The organism is Halorhodospira neutriphila, from assembly GCF_016584055.1.
GTDB classification, from domain to species: domain Bacteria; phylum Pseudomonadota; class Gammaproteobacteria; order Nitrococcales; family Halorhodospiraceae; genus Halorhodospira; species Halorhodospira neutriphila.
The window spans coordinates 20,134-34,319 of the sequence record NZ_NRSH01000001.1; the positions used below are offsets into that span (position 1 = coordinate 20,134).

Sequence of the window (14,186 nt, forward strand, 5' to 3'; positions counted from 1 at the left end):
CTCTGCTCAGGCGTGAGCGCCCTGCGCCTTGGTGATCCGCAAGATGTACCGCTGGCCGCGCCAGTCGAAGAAGACGGGATAGCGCTCGTTGTCGACGACCCGCAGCAGCTCGAACTGCTCGGCAAGGCTGCGCTGCGGATCGAGGCGGCTATCCTCGGGCCGCCGGCGCGGGTAGAAGCTCTCCTCGCCGCTTTGCTCGTGTCCCTGCGCGGCGCTGGCGGGGAAATCGTCGACAAATGCGCGGCAGAGCGTCCGTGTGGCCTCGGCCTGGGCCCCGCGCAACTCCTCGATCAGCTCGTGGCCCTCGAAGGCGATCCAGCGCTGGTCGTAGATCGTGCCGCTATCCACCTGCTCGGCAGCCTCAAGGAGGGTGACGGGGATGCGGCTCTTGCCCTCTAGGATCTGCCAGGTCAGCGGCGACCAGCCCTTGCCGTGGGGCAGGTCGCTCTCGTGGACCACAAGCGTGTGGCGGTACTGGGCGCGCACGGCCTCGGGAAGGATGCGGCCGAAGCTGAGGCAGAAGCAGAAGTCCCCCGCCTGCGCCTCGCTCGGCTCGTGGGTCCACTGGACGCGGTGGGCCAGCTCCTCCCAGTCCTCGACCAGCTCCAGCAGGTGCTCGTTGATCCAGCTCCCCTCATCCGAGAGGATCACGATCCGCCGGGGGGGGGGCATCCTCGCTGTCCCGACGTGCTGCCAGGGCGTCCATCTGCTCGATGCGCTCGCGCAGGCGCTCGCGGTGTTCCGGCCACTCGGGGGCGAGCATGCCCAGGCGGACGATATCGACCCGCTGCTCGCCGTCGAAGAACTGCTCGCGGAAGCGGCCCTCCTCGGTGAACCCGCACTTCTTATGCAGATGGACCGAGGCGGTATTGCTGGCCAGCGCCTCGCCATTGAGCTTCTGGAGGCCCAGCTCGCCGAAGCCGTGCTCCAGGGCGGCGTAGAGGATGCGGGTCCCCATTCCTTGGGGCGCCCCTGACCGCGTGTAGAACCCCCAGAACGCTGTCTGATGGGCCGGATCGATATCGGTGAAGTAGACCACACCCGTGGGCTCATCGTTGGCGTCGCGGTAGAGGTACCAGCGGGCGCTCGGATCGGCCTGCATGCGCTCGAACCAGGCGCGGTGCTCCTCCGGCGTGATCTCGTGCTGGGTGTACATCTGCCGGCGCACCTCGGGGGCGTTGCGCCAGGGCAGGATGAGATCGCGGTCGGTCTCGGTCAGTGGCTGTAGGGAGCCGCTCATCTATTCGGTCTTTTCAGGCGCCATCAGGTAGTTGGCAGCACGTTCCGTCCCAGCGCCATCAACAGTCCGCTTGCTCGCCTCGGCGAGCCTCTGTAGGTGCTCAGGCCGCTGGCGAAGGCTGTGGAGTGTTGCCGCTAGATCGGCGGCGCTCACCTCGTGGCCGTTGCCCACCCACTCGATGACCCCGTCGTCGGCCATGGCTTCGCAAGCCGGCCGCTGGTTGTCGGCGATGCTCACCACCAGGCTCGGCAGCCCTAGGCAACAGCGCTCCCAGGTGGTGGTACCGCCGGCCCCGATGGCCAGGTCGGCGGCGGCCATCAGGTCGCCGAGGTGGGGGCGCGGGGCGTGGAGCGTGGTGCCTGGGCGCGCCTCGGCTTGGGCCGCTAGCGCCTCGCGGTGCGGGTTATTGGGGCCGACCACCACATCGATGGCCACACCACGGAAGGCCGGTTCGCTCAAGGCCTCCAACGCGCGGCCGGTGAGGTTGTCCGGATCGGTGCCGCCGAAGAAGACGAAGACCCGCTCGAGGCGGCCGCTGTGTGGCCCTAAGGCGTTGCGGTACTGCGCGTACTCCGGCCGCAAGAGGGCGTAATCCGGACCTAGCAGGCGTGTGGCGTGTGGCGGTAGTCGATCGCGGTAGCGGGCCTCGGCATCCCGGCTGTAGTTCTGGTCGAGCAGGGCGTCGCAGTCGTGGTCGCGGTTGGCCAGGTCATCAATCGCCAGGATGCGCTCGACATGGGGCCGCAGTCGGCGTTCCCACTCGGCGTCGAGACCGTAGTGATCTACTACCAGCCAATCGGGTTGGTCGGGCAGGGCGGCGATGGTCTCCTCGGCATCCTGGGGCTGGGATACACCGAGCCACCGTGCGTAGTTCTCATCCTCGGCCGAAGGCGTGTCGGCCACGTCCGGCGCGGGCAAGCTGCAGACGGCGAAACCCTCGTCTCGCAGCATCGCCATGCCGTGGCCCTCGTGGGCGCGGCAGATGAACGTCACGGCCGCCCCGTGCTTGCGTAGCGCCTGCGCCAGCGTTCGGCAGCGGATGAGGTGCCCGGTGCCGGCGGCCGCCGACGCATCAACGCGGATGGCGACTCTCATCGGAGGTGGCGAGCCAGGAAGAAGGCCTCAGCGGCTTCGCAGCCGACGGTCGCGCCCCGCCAGCGCGCCAGGTGCTCGACCGCCTCGCGGGAGCGCGGATGCGGCCAATCGCGCATCTCCGCGGCGTAGGCGTCTAGTGCCTCGAGCTTGCGGGGCAGGGTGGTGCTGATGTCCTCGAACCAGTTCGGCGTGAACGGCACGCCGGAGCCCGGCGGCTGCCACTCGGTGCTCGAGGCCACCTCAAAGCAGAGGATGGTCCGTACCGGATGGCCAAGCTGCGGACGGCACGCCGTCATTACCGCCTGATGGACGCGACGGTGGTCGATGTTCAGGTCGCCGGCGTGGTGCGTCACTACCGTATCCGGACGGTAGGTTTCGATCAGTGCTTCGACGCGCTGAGTGATCTGCAATAGCGGGATGGTATCGAGCTGGTTATCCGGTAGGTCATCGTACTGTACGGAGCTAGCTCCAAGAATCCGCGCCGCCGCCTCCGCAGCCGAGTGGCGCTGCTCTAGCGCCTTGTGCTCGGCATCGGAATCGGGGTTGCGAGAGCCGATGCCGTCGGCCAGGAAGGCGAGGTGAACGGCAACGCCTTGATCGGACCAGCGGGCGATGGTGCCGCCGCAGCCTAGAGCCTCGTCGTCGGGGTGAGCGGCGATGAAAAGTTTTGAAATTTCTTGATAAGCCATCAGCTTAGAACGTCTCCTACCTCATAACAGCGATCTGCATGAGAGAAAGGCAAAGTAAACGTGAGTTCCGCTGACTTATTCGGGCTTTTATGAATCCACATGTATTTAGCGTTATCAAAGTTTATATAATCGCCCTGCGCTATCGGTTTGACCGCCACAAGCTTGAGCCGCCGCTCTCGATAGGTGTTTTCTTCTCTGGAAAGCGCATACTTTTCGGTTGTCCCTAAAGCGGCTTCGGTTTTACGGACTAGAGATATGATCCTATCTAGCTCAGAACATTCGACCGCACTTTCACAGTCTATCCTTTCCTCTTCTCTTTGTAATATAATATGTTTCTCTAGCATTGAAATTCCAAGGGCTACGGAAGCCGAGTATATAAAATCAGCATTTTCGGAATGATGGGTGTGGTCAGCATAACCAATTGGTAAACTGAATTTTTGCTGTAGCTGGCGGATTCGGTTAAGGCCGATATCTTCTGACTGGGTAGGAAATGACTGAAAACCAAGCATGAGAGTGACTGATGTGTTTTTAAGACTAGAATATTTTTTGACCGCAAATTGAATTTCTTCAAGTGTGTAGCCTGATATCGCAAGAACGAGATCGAGCGGATTTTTATGCGATGCTAGGCAATCATAAAAATCTCGCCTGAAAAGATTTACAGCGTGTATTTCAATAATGTCTGCTATTTGCTCTTCAAGCACCCATTTTAAAGCTTGCCAGTCCAAAGGGAGAACGAGCAAGCTTTTTCCAGAAGCCTTTACTTTTTGGAATTGATTTTTCCAAAAGTCCTTATCAAAGGTTAAGGATTCGGCCTTACTTGCCATTGGATGGCTGTCAGCGTATTCTAAAGATATTAATACTTGAAATTTGACGATATCGACATCGGTCTCAAGTGCTGATTCTACTAGCCTTTCAAGGTATTCGGAGTTACCCTCATGGGTGAATGCTGTTTCTGCGATCGTTTTAATTTTGTCCATTTACGTAATCCCGTTCTGTAAGGTTGATTATGAATTGGCTCTTGTTTTTTCTCGCTTCCATGTCCTTTTCAAATTCCAGCCATTTCATTTTTCCCTTAGGGGTATTTATGGGGGTGTCACCTTTTATGGATAAAAAGGGAATCGCTGATATCTTGTTTAGGTGCAGTATCTCATGAAGGTAAGGTTGGTTTTTTGGTGCAAGAGTGTCGTAAATATATTCTGTCCGCTTCCAATCTTCAGGTGTGTCTACAGTTAAAGTAGATCTTTTGGGGGTCCACTCAGAAATATCGATAACGAGCGTATTGTATAGACTGGGGTCAAAAAGAAAAAACATCAGGTACTCAGTTAAATATCGGGGAACCCGGGATAAGCAGTCTTTTAATGCCTCCACCCTAATTACTTCTGGTGTTACGCCAAGAGGAGCACCTTCAACTCTTGCATAGTCTGCGCCTACCTCTTTTGATTTCTTGATTAATATGTCTAAAAGGTGTGGGTCGGTAAAAATGTTATCTCCAGTGACTCGAACGATGTAATCTGCACTTTCAATCGAGGCAATGTCTAGGAGTCGATCTATAACGGCGTCTTCGCTACCCTGATAGCAATTGATAGATTTAGCCTTAGCGATATCGCAAAGTATTTTGTCTTCTTGCGATACTGAGGTAGCAATGTATATATTTTGTAAGTCCTGAGTCATGGCCAAGCGATCGATGATATGCTCTATCATGCTTTGCCCGTAGACAGATTTTAGGACTTTTTTAGGTAGCCTTGTTGATTTTGTCCTGGCTACAATACAGGTAATGGCTCGAATTGTAGAATTTACCATATTGTCCACCCCCCATCTGCAGCGATAATATGCCCAGTTACGGCGCTGCTTGCTTCTGATGTTAAAAACTCAACGGGACCCGGAATTTCAGAATCATTCAACATCCGCCCGTTCGGGACCATCTGGCCGTAACGCTCTTTGAATTTTTCGTTGGTTCTCCCTTCGACACCGCCATACGCCACCGCATTAACCCGGATACCATCGGGCGCCATTCGTACAGCCATCTCGCGTGTTAAATGGTTAATAGCGGCTTTCGCAGTACCGTATTGAATAGGTGACTGGTGATGCCGATCACCATGAACATTGGGATTGCCAGCGACAACGCCGTATTGCGAACTCACATTAACAATTGTTTCAAGCTCTTCTGGTTGTTCTTTCCATAATGCAACCGACAACTCGTAAGGGACGACTACGTCCAAGAGGTACTCATTGATGAAGTCTTCTCGTTTGGTAGTGCCGTCTTCTTCTACTTTTAAAAAAGAGAGGCTTCGGGCGTTGTTAACCAAATGGTTAATTTTTATATCTCTGGTCCGTAGTTCGTCCGTCAACTGCTTAATGGAATCGGTTTTAGTGAAGTCGCATTGAATGCCTACACAACTGCGACCGCATTGGTTATTTTTTTCGAGTTCTTGAGCGCGTGCGGCCGAGGTGCTCGTAAAAACAACTTGCCATTCTTTTTCTAAAAAATGGCGTATATATTGTTTGCCGAATTTGCCTGTGCCCCCAGTTATGAGGATGGTAGGGAGTGTCAACTTTGTCCGGCCTCCACTAAACTGATTGCTTTTTGGTTAAAATGATATGGAGAGCGAGTTGTTTCTGTTGTTATGCCATCAATAAAGTCTTGAAGGGCAGCTCGGAATGCACTAAAGCTGTCTTTAAATTGAAGTTCAAGCCAGCTTTTTTCTCCATGTAGTCGTAATGTCAGAGGTGCAGCAGCTGAACCCAACGTATGAAAAATGGTTTGTATCCCACTTTCCCAGGTGACCAGTAAGCTCGCAGCGCCATCGTGGTGGGAAAATGAGGTATATGGGGTCAATTTTTCTAGTTTGTCGGTGTTATCCAGCAAAGCAAGCGTTGGCTCGATTATATGAATCGCATATTTTGACCAGCTCTTTGGTGTTGTCGCCAATATGGCCTTGAGGCGACCTAGCGAGGCTGCTGTGTCACTTGTGATCTGCAGCTCATGAGCATAGCGCAGTGCTGAGCAGGTAAAGATCTGGCCCGGATAACGTTCGGCGCTATAGAGGTGTTCTAAATCTCGGACGGTTAAAGCTGCTGGTTTGTCAATGTATATTGGCTTCCCTAGCTCTAGTGCTGGCCTAGCGAAATCCCAATGGTTTTCCGCATCATCCCGAGCAAGGAGGACAGCATCTACATTATCGAGTAACTCCTCAACGCTATTACAAACAAGAGGGATTTTGGTTGCGCGAGCAATCCGATCCGATTCAATGAGGCTTTGTGTCCAGACAGCAACGACTTCAGCGTTAGAGATCTGCGCTTCGGGCCATCTTTGCTGCTCTAGGTATCGCGGGATTACGGGAAACCCACAGTCTTCCATTACTTGTGCGTCGTATCCATTGAAGATAGCGCTCCAAGAGTATGGATGGCCATTGCCTTCTGAAATTCCGATTATGCCGAGCTTGATCGTCATAAATTCCACCTAGAAGGGTTCACAAGCTGCTCGTCTTCGATAGCGAGCGAGATAGGTGGATCTACGGGACCGACAGTCAAGGCGGTAGTAATCTGCTGAAGATGTGCGGCACTATCTACGCCAACGACGATTTGGTTGATATCTTGGAGTCCGTTGATATATCCAATACTTGCCTCAACGGCAGAGATCTGGCGCTCTTGCAACCATGCATCATAACGGCTTAGGAGCTGGCTCCATTGATCAAAATAGCGTGGGCGCTTATTGGGAGCCATGAGTAAAAGACCTTGCATAAAAACGGAACGAGCGTGGACTTCAATGCCTCGGTTGGCTAGCGCGGAGAGCCAGCCTGACGTGATCAGCCGACGGTCGAAGATGTTCAGTGGAGCTTGGACGATGTCCGGCTCAAGGTAAGGTGTAGTCATTTCCAAGTCTGTCGGGGAGTAGATAGAGAGGCCGACCGAACGGATTAAGCCTTGTTCCTTGAGTCGTGTGACTGCGCTTACCAGTTTTTCGCCAGACGGGCTAGCAATATCAAGCGGGCGATGAAAGAGCAGAGCATGCAGGTTAGGTAGTTTTAGGTCGTTTAGTGTTGTCGTAACAGTATCGAAGACCCATCCGTCGATATTGGTAATATGTTCGGGTAGGGGGGGGAGCTTAGAGATTACCTGGAAATCAGATACAACTAGCCTTCCCAGTATTTTTTCGCTGTCACCATAAGCTGGTGCGGTGTCAAGTACCCGGACGTCATGATGACGAGCAAGGTCTAGAATGTTTCGTACTTCGGAGTGGCGTAGCTTGCCCCGTTGATTGGCGACTCCGTAGTCGAGACCAAACTGTGCGGTACCGAGCGCGAGCTTTAGGCTAGACATTCCGAAAGGGCCGTGATGATGTACTCCTGCTGATCCTCTTTCATGGTCGGGAACAGAGGAAGGGTCAGTACATTGGAATAAAATTCCTCGGCAATTGGGAAATCACTATGGGAGAAACCGAGGTTCTGGTAGTGGGGCTGAGTGTGTACAGGGATGTAGTGTACGTTGGTTCCCACGCCAGTACTGCGGAGATCCTCAAAGACTTTTCGGCGTGTATGTGAGTCTTGTTGCACACTGAAGCGGACCACATAAAGATGCCAGGCAGACTCCGTTTCTGGGTGCTGCCAAGGCGTCACCACGGGCAGCGACGACAAGGCTGCATCATATCGCTCGGCCAACGCCTGGCGCTGCGCGATATAATCATCTAGACGCTGCAGCTGGCTCAGGCCGAGCGCCGCCTGCAGCTCGGTCATCCGGTAGTTGAAGCCCAGCTCGATCTGCTGGTAATACCACGGCCCGTCGGGCTCCCGGGTCATCTGCTCCGGGTCGCGGGTGATGCCGTGGGAGCGCAGTCGGTCCATGCGCTCGGCGAGCTCGGCGTCGTTCGTGACCGCCATGCCGCCCTCGGCGGTGGTGATGATCTTGACCGGGTGGAAGCTGAAGACGGTGATGTCGCTGTAGCGCCCGCACCCGACCGGCTCGCCCTTGTAGCGCCCGCCGATGGCGTGGGAGGCATCCTCGATGATGTGGAAGCCGTAGCGATCGCTTAAGGCCCGAATGGCCGCCATATCGCAGGACTGTCCGCACAGGTGCACGGGGACCACAACCTTGGGTAAACGCCCCTCCTGCTCGGCCACCGCCAGCTTTTCCGCCAGGGCCTCAGGACTCATGTTGTAGGTGTGCGGATCGATGTCCACGAAGTCTACGCTGGCGCCGCAATAGAGGCCGCAGTTGGCCGAGGCGACGAAGGTGATGGGGCTGGTCCACAGCCAGTCGCCGGGGCCGAGGCCTAGCGCCAGGCAGGCGAGGTGTAGGGCAGAGGTGCCGCTGTTCACGGCCACGCCGTATCCGGCGCCGCAGTAATCCGCTACTGCCTGCTCGAAGCGCGGGACGACCGGCCCCTGGGTGATGAGATCGGAGCGCAGGACCTGGACGACCGCCTCGATGTCGTCCTCGGTGATCTCCTGTCGGCCGTAGGGGATCATACGCCCGCCAGATGATTCATGGCCTGGATGCCCTCAACGTCCAGGAAGTGGGGGTTGGCCCCGGAGTTGTACTCGAAGCCCTGGGCGACGTCCATGCCGTGTTCGCCGAGGGCATTAACATGGAAGTTGGCATTCTTGTTCGTGAAGTTGATCGTTGGCTGGATGACGAAGTGGTCGTCGAACTCGATGGTCAGGTGCGAGTCGTCCGCGGGGCACATGACCTCGTGGAGCTTTTCACCGGGGCGGATACCGATGAACTTCTGCGGGATTTCCGGCGCCATAGCTTTGGCTAGGTCGGTGACCCGTACCGAAGGGATCTTCGGCACGAAGAGCTCGCCGCCCTGCATCCGCTCGAAGTTCTTGAGGACGAAATCGACGCCTTGCTGCAGGGTGATCCAGAAGCGGGTCATGCGCTCGTCGGTGATCGGGATTTCTTCGGCGCCTTGCTCGATGAGCCGCTTGAAGAAGGGCACCACGGAGCCCCGGGAGCCAATGACGTTCCCATAGCGCACCACCGAGAAGCGGGTCGCGTGGCCGCCGGCGATGTTGTTGGCGGCGATGAAGATCTTGTCCGAGGCGAGCTTGGTGGCGCCGTAGAGGTTGATGGGGTTCGCCGCCTTGTCCGTGGACAGCGCGATGACCTTCTGGACCTCGTTCTCCAGGGCCGCGCGGACGACGTTCTCGGCGCCGTGGACGTTCGTCTTGACCGCCTCCATGGGGTTGTACTCGGCCGCCGGCACCTGCTTGAGGGCCGCGGCGTGGATGACGTAGTCCACGCCGCGCATCGCCTGCTTGAGCCGCTCGCCGTCGCGCACGTCGCCGAGGAAGTAGCGCATGCAGGACTGGTTGTACTCCTGCGCCATCTCGAACTGCTTGAGCTCGTCGCGGGAGAAGATGATCAAGCGGCGCGGCGCGTAGCGCTCGAGGATCGTGCGCGTGTAGCGCTTGCCGAAGCTGCCGGTGCCGCCGGTGATGAGGATGGAAGCGTCGTTGAACATGGCCTAAGGGTTATCCGTCCGTGAAGCTGAAGGGAAAGTCGTCGTCGGGGTCGAAGGTGCCGGCGTAGTACTCGATAACCTGCGCGTCCGCGAGCGCCTCGAAGCGATGGGCGATGCCCGGCGGAATAGCGACCTTGGTGCCGGCCTCGACCTCCAGCGTGTCCCGCTCCCCGCTGGCGACCTGGCAGAGTTCGATGCGCAGGTGGCCGCTGATGACGTAGAAGCGCTCGGTCTTGCGCTGGTGGTAGTGCCCGCCGCGGTAGCCCTGGCCGGCGAGCAGGGAGAAGTAGCCGAGGTGCTCAAAGGACTCGCCATCCTCAATCAGCGCCAGTTCGCCGCGGGGCTGGATGAGGCGCTTCTGGCGGCGGAACTCCTCGGTGATGGGGAGTGGCTCGATCTCGATCCAGGCGCTCATTCCACGCCCACTGCCATCGCCCGAAACCGCTCACTCCGCCCCTGTAGCTCCTCGAACCCGCCTGCAGCTGTAATCCGCCCCTTCTCCAGCAGCACCATCTGATCGCAGTTGCGCACGGTGCTCAGGCGGTGGGCGATGAGGATGATGGTCTTCTGGTGGTGGAGGGCGTCGATGGCCTCCATGACCGCCTTCTTACCGTATGGTGCGCGTGTAGCGCTTGCCGAAGCTGCCGGTGCTGCCGGTGCTGCCGGTGATGAGGAAGGAGGCGTCGTTGAACATGAGGGGTCTGAGTCCAAGAAGCTAAGGAGTTTAAATTGAAACAAGTGGATGGGTAATGCGAAGTGCAAATGAATTTACGTTCTAGTTGTGCGGATTCGGTTTTTTATGTAATCAGGCATTATACTCCAACCCTTTGATAAAACTTTTTTGAAAGGGTATTTGTAGTAATATTTTTTTGCTCCCTGGTCAAAGCTGATAAGCAATTTATAGTCGTCTTCTTTCAAAAGCGCTGCTCTAATCTTAGAGAACGTTTTGCTAAACTCATACTCAATCCACGACTCTATAAGTGATGATCTTTTTGATCCGAAGTAATTCGTCAAATTTTCAGCTAATGGCCTCAAAGATCTCAATTGAGATATGCGAGATTCTAAGTGATAATATTTTCCGCCGTGTGTGTCTTGAATTTGAGTTTCAACTTGATATTGCTTATTGCTTAACACTACATTGGTTTTGAAACAGTTTTGATCGTAGAGGTAAACGGCTAATGCGAAGCCAAACATCGGATAGAGCCAAACAATTTCATTATCTTCGTTATCCTTTATAAAAGGAATTATCTTTTTTGCGTGCTGGGCATTGTAAAGTAAACCTGATCCGTAGTTTGAAGATGGCCTTATATTGTTAGCGGTTATTTTTTTGTCACCTGATCGATATAGTTTGTGGCCATAAAAGCGAACAGCTCCAGAGACAAAAGATACGTCATTATTCTTAATATAGTCAAGTGCCCACAAAACCCCTTGTTTTTCGAATTGATCTTCATCGCTGTTAATTAGTATGTACTGACTGTTGCAAAATTCGAACAATGAGAGGACGTTTCCGAATAGTTGCACGTTCTTATTTTGGCGCAGGATTTCAATATTTTTTTGTCCATCAGCTACTTCTAAAAGTTTTTCATAGGTTCCGTCTTCAGAGTGATTGTCGATTATTAAAATGCGGGCGTAGTGATTTAATTCTTTACTTATTATATCTTTCAGGTTTTTTGTGACTATTTCAGCTCTGTTATAAGTGGGAATAGCTAATGTTAACAAATGGTCATCTGCTGGGTGTGCCTCTTCTTGCACTTGTTTTTTGTTAGACATTCAATTTGCTCCTTTTGATATGTTCGGCAACTTCTTTAGCATTTGTGACAGAAGTTAATATTTTTCCGCCTAACAGTGACCAAACACCAAAACCATGATTATGTATAAGGGTGGGACGGTTCCAAAAGTTGTTTGTTTGATTTTGTATTGCTTTATAGGAAATCCAGGATTGTATATATTTGGCTTCAGCTAGAGCTGGTATGTATTCTTTTGCAGCTGATAGTATGTTTGAATAAGAATCTGTTTTTGTTACGTAACCAGAGACCGGAGAAGTTAAGTCATGGGTTTTTAATCGGCGCCTTACTGAGTGGTCGCGATGCGACAGTAAAAATTTGTTTTCATGTCCCATACTAGTTAAAGAAATAAATGGTCCATCAATGATGGTTAAACAAATATCGTCAATATCTGCCTCAATCTCAAGTAATTCGACTTCTTCGATTCGCAGATCGATTTGTGGCAAAGAAAGATAATCAATGATAAGTCCCAGATTTGCGTAGGTGCAGTTAATTACGAAGTCGTAATCATTTTTCCAGCAGCTATGGCTGTTTTGTAAGTAAATGGTTTTTGTTGAGTCTTTTTTTATTTTGCCTGACGTGACTTCAGTGCTAAGAAGTTTCCTGATATTACAATTTTTTTGGATGTTTTTTTCTATGATTTCTTGCATTTTTGGGATGTCATAGATGCCTTCATCTGTTTCTAAACATACGGAAGTAGATCCATCTTTTAAGTGGCGTGGCGGGGGTGTTATTCTATAGTTAAGATTATATAAATTACATGCAGAGAGGTAACGCTCAGCTGGGATTTCTCTAGCATATGACGAAACTAGGTAGTATGAGGTATAAGAATATTTGATAGCTTCCTGGAAAATACTTTCAAATTCTTTTTTTGTTTCTTTTATTTCCTGTGCTGTCTCAAAAGATAATGGGTAATGAAAACCCGAATGATGGCGCCATTGGTTTAAATATGACGATTCATTCATAAGGCTTTTGTTTTTTTCTATTAAGTCGACATCACAGAACTTAGCGAGTTCTATGGCACTTGTCGCACCAAAAACCCCCCCACCGATTACAGCTACTCGTGGTTTGTGTTTTTTTGTTTTGTTTATTTTTTTATCGATACCTGTTGCTTTTAAAACAGTTTTTGCGTTATTGAATGTAGTTCTTAATGATTCGCGTTGATCGATGGCGTTGATGAAGTTGAGAATCTGATCTCGTATTGAGGTTTGTTCTTTTTTTAGGCAGAACTTCTCGAATTTGTCTGAGTTTTTCTTAAGTGCAACTTCATTATTTATGAAATCTAGGTGGAGTGATGCGGAATCATAGAATATTTCTAGCCATCTTTTTTTAGTGTTTTCTGTGTGCCACCCAAGCGTGAATTCTCCGGTGGCGCCGTTTTGGTATGCCACAAAAAGATGAGCAGAATTTCTGAAAGGTTCTTTCCACGTGTGAATTGGTGTTGACCCATAAAAATAATCGCAAATATCTAAAAGGTGGATCATCTCGAGTTCTGGAGATTCGAAGCTTTCTCGATTGTTTTCTGGGTTAAGGAATTCTCCTTTTATTTGGATAGGCGTGGAATTGTATGTTTTTATTAGAGTTTTTGCCTTTTCAGTGACTGGATGAAAGCGAAATATATGTCCAGGAGCAAATAGATGATTGCTTTCTTTTTGTATTAGTTGCTCCAAATTTCTTGTTTCGCATTCGGTTGTAGCAATTGGCTTTTCTGCTAGGACGTTTGTGTATGGGAGATATTTTTTAATCAGCTTTGCGTGTGTTTCTTTTGGAGTTGCAATAATAACTGCATCCACCTGGGTTGCATCATAAGTCGTATATTCGTCTTCTCTGTCGATTAATTCTTCAGGTACGTCACTTACAGGGGAGCCGCTTTTGGTTAGTATTTTTGAGATTCTTATCAGGTTTTGTTTTTCGAGCTTGGAGAGTTCGTTGTAAATCTTTATTCCAAAAGATCCACAGCCGATAAGTGTAATGTTTTTGGGGTGGAAGGGGGGAGTATGCATAAGCTTAGGATATATTCACAAACAGGTGGAACAAGGATAAAAATTTTTTGAGTGGAGTTTTGGGTTTTTTTGAGAGGGGGTTATATCCAAGTTGCCCAAGGAGGTTTGCTACATTGCCATAGATTTTCTAGGTGAATTTTGTCTCTTAAAGTGTCGAGTGGTTGCCAAAAACCGCTATGCCGATATGCAACCATCTGACGATCTTGAGTCATTTTTTCCATCGGGCCACGTTCCCAAATGGTTTCGTCACCGTCGATATAATCAATTGCTTTCGGAGAAAGGACAAAGAACCCACCATTAATCCAACCGCTCTCACCTTCTGGTTTTTCTTGAAATCCAGTTATTTCATCGCCATCTAGATTTAAAGCGCCAAAACGGCCCGGTGGCTGTGTTGCAGTAAGGGTGGCTATTTTTCCATGTTCTCTATGAAATTGTGTAAGTCTTGTGATATCAACGTCGCTTAGGCCGTCGCCATAGGTAAAACAAAAGTCTTCTTCTCCCAAGTAGTCGCGAATTCGCTTTAAACGACCTCCAGTTTCGGTTTTCTCGCCAGTATCAATTAAAGTCACACGCCATGGTTCAGCTTTTCGTTCGTGAACTTCCATGTTATTACTGCTCATGTCAAAGGTGACATCGGACATGTGCAGAAAATAATTGGCGAAATATTCTTTTATTACGTAGCCTTTGTATCCGCAACATATTAAAAATTCGTTGATGCCATGAGCGGAGTACAATTTCATGATGTGCCAGAGAAGCGGTTTCCCCCCGATCTCAATCATAGGTTTAGGTTTAAGGTGGGTTTCCTCGGATATTCGGGTCCCAAACCCACCTGCTAGGATAACGGCTTTCATTGTATTATTACCTTTGGAATAGATTTAGGTTTGCAAATGTGAGAGCTTTTTAAGCATGGGG

16 protein-coding genes are annotated in these 14,186 nt (G+C 51.7%); all 16 read right to left on the reverse strand.

What is annotated here, in order from left to right; translation table 11 throughout:
* Window positions 1–6: 6 nt before the first annotated feature.
* Entirely contained in the window at window positions 7–672 is a 666-nt protein-coding gene (locus CKO13_RS00120; protein ID WP_200255659.1) for a formyltransferase family protein, read from the reverse strand.
* The gene (pseH, locus tag CKO13_RS00125) at window positions 635–1,240 is read right to left on the reverse strand and encodes a UDP-4-amino-4,6-dideoxy-N-acetyl-beta-L-altrosamine N-acetyltransferase (protein WP_200255660.1); all 606 of its coding nucleotides are present in this window, start codon (window positions 1,238–1,240) and stop codon (window positions 635–637) included. Before pseH ends, CKO13_RS00120 begins: the two co-directional genes overlap by 38 nt.
* Complete coding sequence (gene pseG, locus CKO13_RS00130) at window positions 1,241–2,335, reverse strand: UDP-2,4-diacetamido-2,4,6-trideoxy-beta-L-altropyranose hydrolase (protein WP_200255661.1); 1,095 nt, start codon at window positions 2,333–2,335, stop codon at window positions 1,241–1,243.
* Complete coding sequence (locus tag CKO13_RS00135; RefSeq protein ID WP_200255662.1) at window positions 2,332–3,024, reverse strand: PIG-L deacetylase family protein; 693 nt, start codon at window positions 3,022–3,024, stop codon at window positions 2,332–2,334. The genes pseG and CKO13_RS00135 overlap by 4 nt, the downstream gene beginning before the upstream one ends.
* Window positions 3,024–4,001, reverse strand: a complete 978-nt coding sequence (locus CKO13_RS00140; protein ID WP_200255663.1) for an N-acetylneuraminate synthase family protein — start codon at window positions 3,999–4,001, stop codon at window positions 3,024–3,026. Before CKO13_RS00140 ends, CKO13_RS00135 begins: the two co-directional genes overlap by 1 nt.
* The gene (locus CKO13_RS00145; RefSeq protein WP_242467810.1) at window positions 3,988–4,824 is read right to left on the reverse strand and encodes a cytidylyltransferase domain-containing protein; all 837 of its coding nucleotides are present in this window, start codon (window positions 4,822–4,824) and stop codon (window positions 3,988–3,990) included. The genes CKO13_RS00140 and CKO13_RS00145 overlap by 14 nt, the downstream gene beginning before the upstream one ends.
* Window positions 4,818–5,576 (reverse strand): SDR family oxidoreductase, encoded by a 759-nt coding sequence (locus tag CKO13_RS00150; RefSeq protein WP_200255665.1) that lies wholly within the window; start codon window positions 5,574–5,576, stop codon window positions 4,818–4,820. The genes CKO13_RS00145 and CKO13_RS00150 overlap by 7 nt, the downstream gene beginning before the upstream one ends.
* Window positions 5,573–6,475 (reverse strand): Gfo/Idh/MocA family oxidoreductase, encoded by a 903-nt coding sequence (locus CKO13_RS00155; protein ID WP_200255666.1) that lies wholly within the window; start codon window positions 6,473–6,475, stop codon window positions 5,573–5,575. The genes CKO13_RS00150 and CKO13_RS00155 overlap by 4 nt, the downstream gene beginning before the upstream one ends.
* The gene (locus CKO13_RS00160; RefSeq protein WP_200255667.1) at window positions 6,472–7,344 is read right to left on the reverse strand and encodes an aldo/keto reductase; all 873 of its coding nucleotides are present in this window, start codon (window positions 7,342–7,344) and stop codon (window positions 6,472–6,474) included. Before CKO13_RS00160 ends, CKO13_RS00155 begins: the two co-directional genes overlap by 4 nt.
* Complete coding sequence (gene pseC, locus CKO13_RS00165) at window positions 7,332–8,489, reverse strand: UDP-4-amino-4,6-dideoxy-N-acetyl-beta-L-altrosamine transaminase (protein WP_200255668.1); 1,158 nt, start codon at window positions 8,487–8,489, stop codon at window positions 7,332–7,334. The genes CKO13_RS00160 and pseC overlap by 13 nt, the downstream gene beginning before the upstream one ends.
* The gene (pseB, locus tag CKO13_RS00170) at window positions 8,486–9,487 is read right to left on the reverse strand and encodes a UDP-N-acetylglucosamine 4,6-dehydratase (inverting) (RefSeq protein WP_200255669.1); all 1,002 of its coding nucleotides are present in this window, start codon (window positions 9,485–9,487) and stop codon (window positions 8,486–8,488) included. Before pseB ends, pseC begins: the two co-directional genes overlap by 4 nt.
* 10 nt (window positions 9,488–9,497) lie before the next feature.
* Entirely contained in the window at window positions 9,498–9,902 is a 405-nt protein-coding gene (locus tag CKO13_RS00175) for a polysaccharide biosynthesis C-terminal domain-containing protein (protein WP_200255670.1), read from the reverse strand.
* Window positions 9,899–10,084 carry a hypothetical protein gene (locus CKO13_RS00180; RefSeq protein ID WP_200255671.1) on the reverse strand — a complete coding sequence of 62 codons (186 nt, stop codon included), beginning with the start codon at window positions 10,082–10,084 and terminating at the stop codon, window positions 9,899–9,901. The genes CKO13_RS00175 and CKO13_RS00180 overlap by 4 nt, the downstream gene beginning before the upstream one ends.
* A gap of 171 nt (window positions 10,085–10,255) precedes the next feature.
* Window positions 10,256–11,257 (reverse strand): glycosyltransferase family 2 protein, encoded by a 1,002-nt coding sequence (locus CKO13_RS00185; RefSeq protein WP_200255672.1) that lies wholly within the window; start codon window positions 11,255–11,257, stop codon window positions 10,256–10,258.
* Complete coding sequence (locus tag CKO13_RS00190) at window positions 11,250–13,274, reverse strand: FAD-dependent oxidoreductase (protein ID WP_200255673.1); 2,025 nt, start codon at window positions 13,272–13,274, stop codon at window positions 11,250–11,252. Before CKO13_RS00190 ends, CKO13_RS00185 begins: the two co-directional genes overlap by 8 nt.
* A gap of 80 nt (window positions 13,275–13,354) precedes the next feature.
* Complete coding sequence (gene rfbF / locus CKO13_RS00195) at window positions 13,355–14,125, reverse strand: glucose-1-phosphate cytidylyltransferase (protein ID WP_200255674.1); 771 nt, start codon at window positions 14,123–14,125, stop codon at window positions 13,355–13,357.
* Window positions 14,126–14,186 lie beyond the last annotated feature (61 nt).

Coding starts and splice junctions, on each gene's coding strand:
- CKO13_RS00120 (WP_200255659.1), bottom strand. CDS start 672: ATGCCCCCCCCCCGGCGGATCGTGATCCTCTCGGATGAGGGGAGCTGG.
- pseH (WP_200255660.1), bottom strand. CDS start 1,240: ATGAGCGGCTCCCTACAGCCACTGACCGAGACCGACCGCGATCTCATC.
- pseG (WP_200255661.1), bottom strand. CDS start 2,335: ATGAGAGTCGCCATCCGCGTTGATGCGTCGGCGGCCGCCGGCACCGGG.
- CKO13_RS00135 (WP_200255662.1), bottom strand. CDS start 3,024: ATGGCTTATCAAGAAATTTCAAAACTTTTCATCGCCGCTCACCCCGAC.
- CKO13_RS00140 (WP_200255663.1), bottom strand. CDS start 4,001: ATGGACAAAATTAAAACGATCGCAGAAACAGCATTCACCCATGAGGGT.
- CKO13_RS00145 (WP_242467810.1), bottom strand. CDS start 4,824: ATGGTAAATTCTACAATTCGAGCCATTACCTGTATTGTAGCCAGGACA.
- CKO13_RS00155 (WP_200255666.1), bottom strand. CDS start 6,475: ATGACGATCAAGCTCGGCATAATCGGAATTTCAGAAGGCAATGGCCAT.
- CKO13_RS00160 (WP_200255667.1), bottom strand. CDS start 7,344: ATGTCTAGCCTAAAGCTCGCGCTCGGTACCGCACAGTTTGGTCTCGAC.
- pseC (WP_200255668.1), bottom strand. CDS start 8,489: ATGATCCCCTACGGCCGACAGGAGATCACCGAGGACGACATCGAGGCG.
- pseB (WP_200255669.1), bottom strand. CDS start 9,487: ATGTTCAACGACGCTTCCATCCTCATCACCGGCGGCACCGGCAGCTTC.
- CKO13_RS00175 (WP_200255670.1), bottom strand. CDS start 9,902: ATGAGCGCCTGGATCGAGATCGAGCCACTCCCCATCACCGAGGAGTTC.
- CKO13_RS00180 (WP_200255671.1), bottom strand. CDS start 10,084: ATGGAGGCCATCGACGCCCTCCACCACCAGAAGACCATCATCCTCATC.
- CKO13_RS00185 (WP_200255672.1), bottom strand. CDS start 11,257: ATGTCTAACAAAAAACAAGTGCAAGAAGAGGCACACCCAGCAGATGAC.
- CKO13_RS00190 (WP_200255673.1), bottom strand. CDS start 13,274: ATGCATACTCCCCCCTTCCACCCCAAAAACATTACACTTATCGGCTGT.
- rfbF (WP_200255674.1), bottom strand. CDS start 14,125: ATGAAAGCCGTTATCCTAGCAGGTGGGTTTGGGACCCGAATATCCGAG.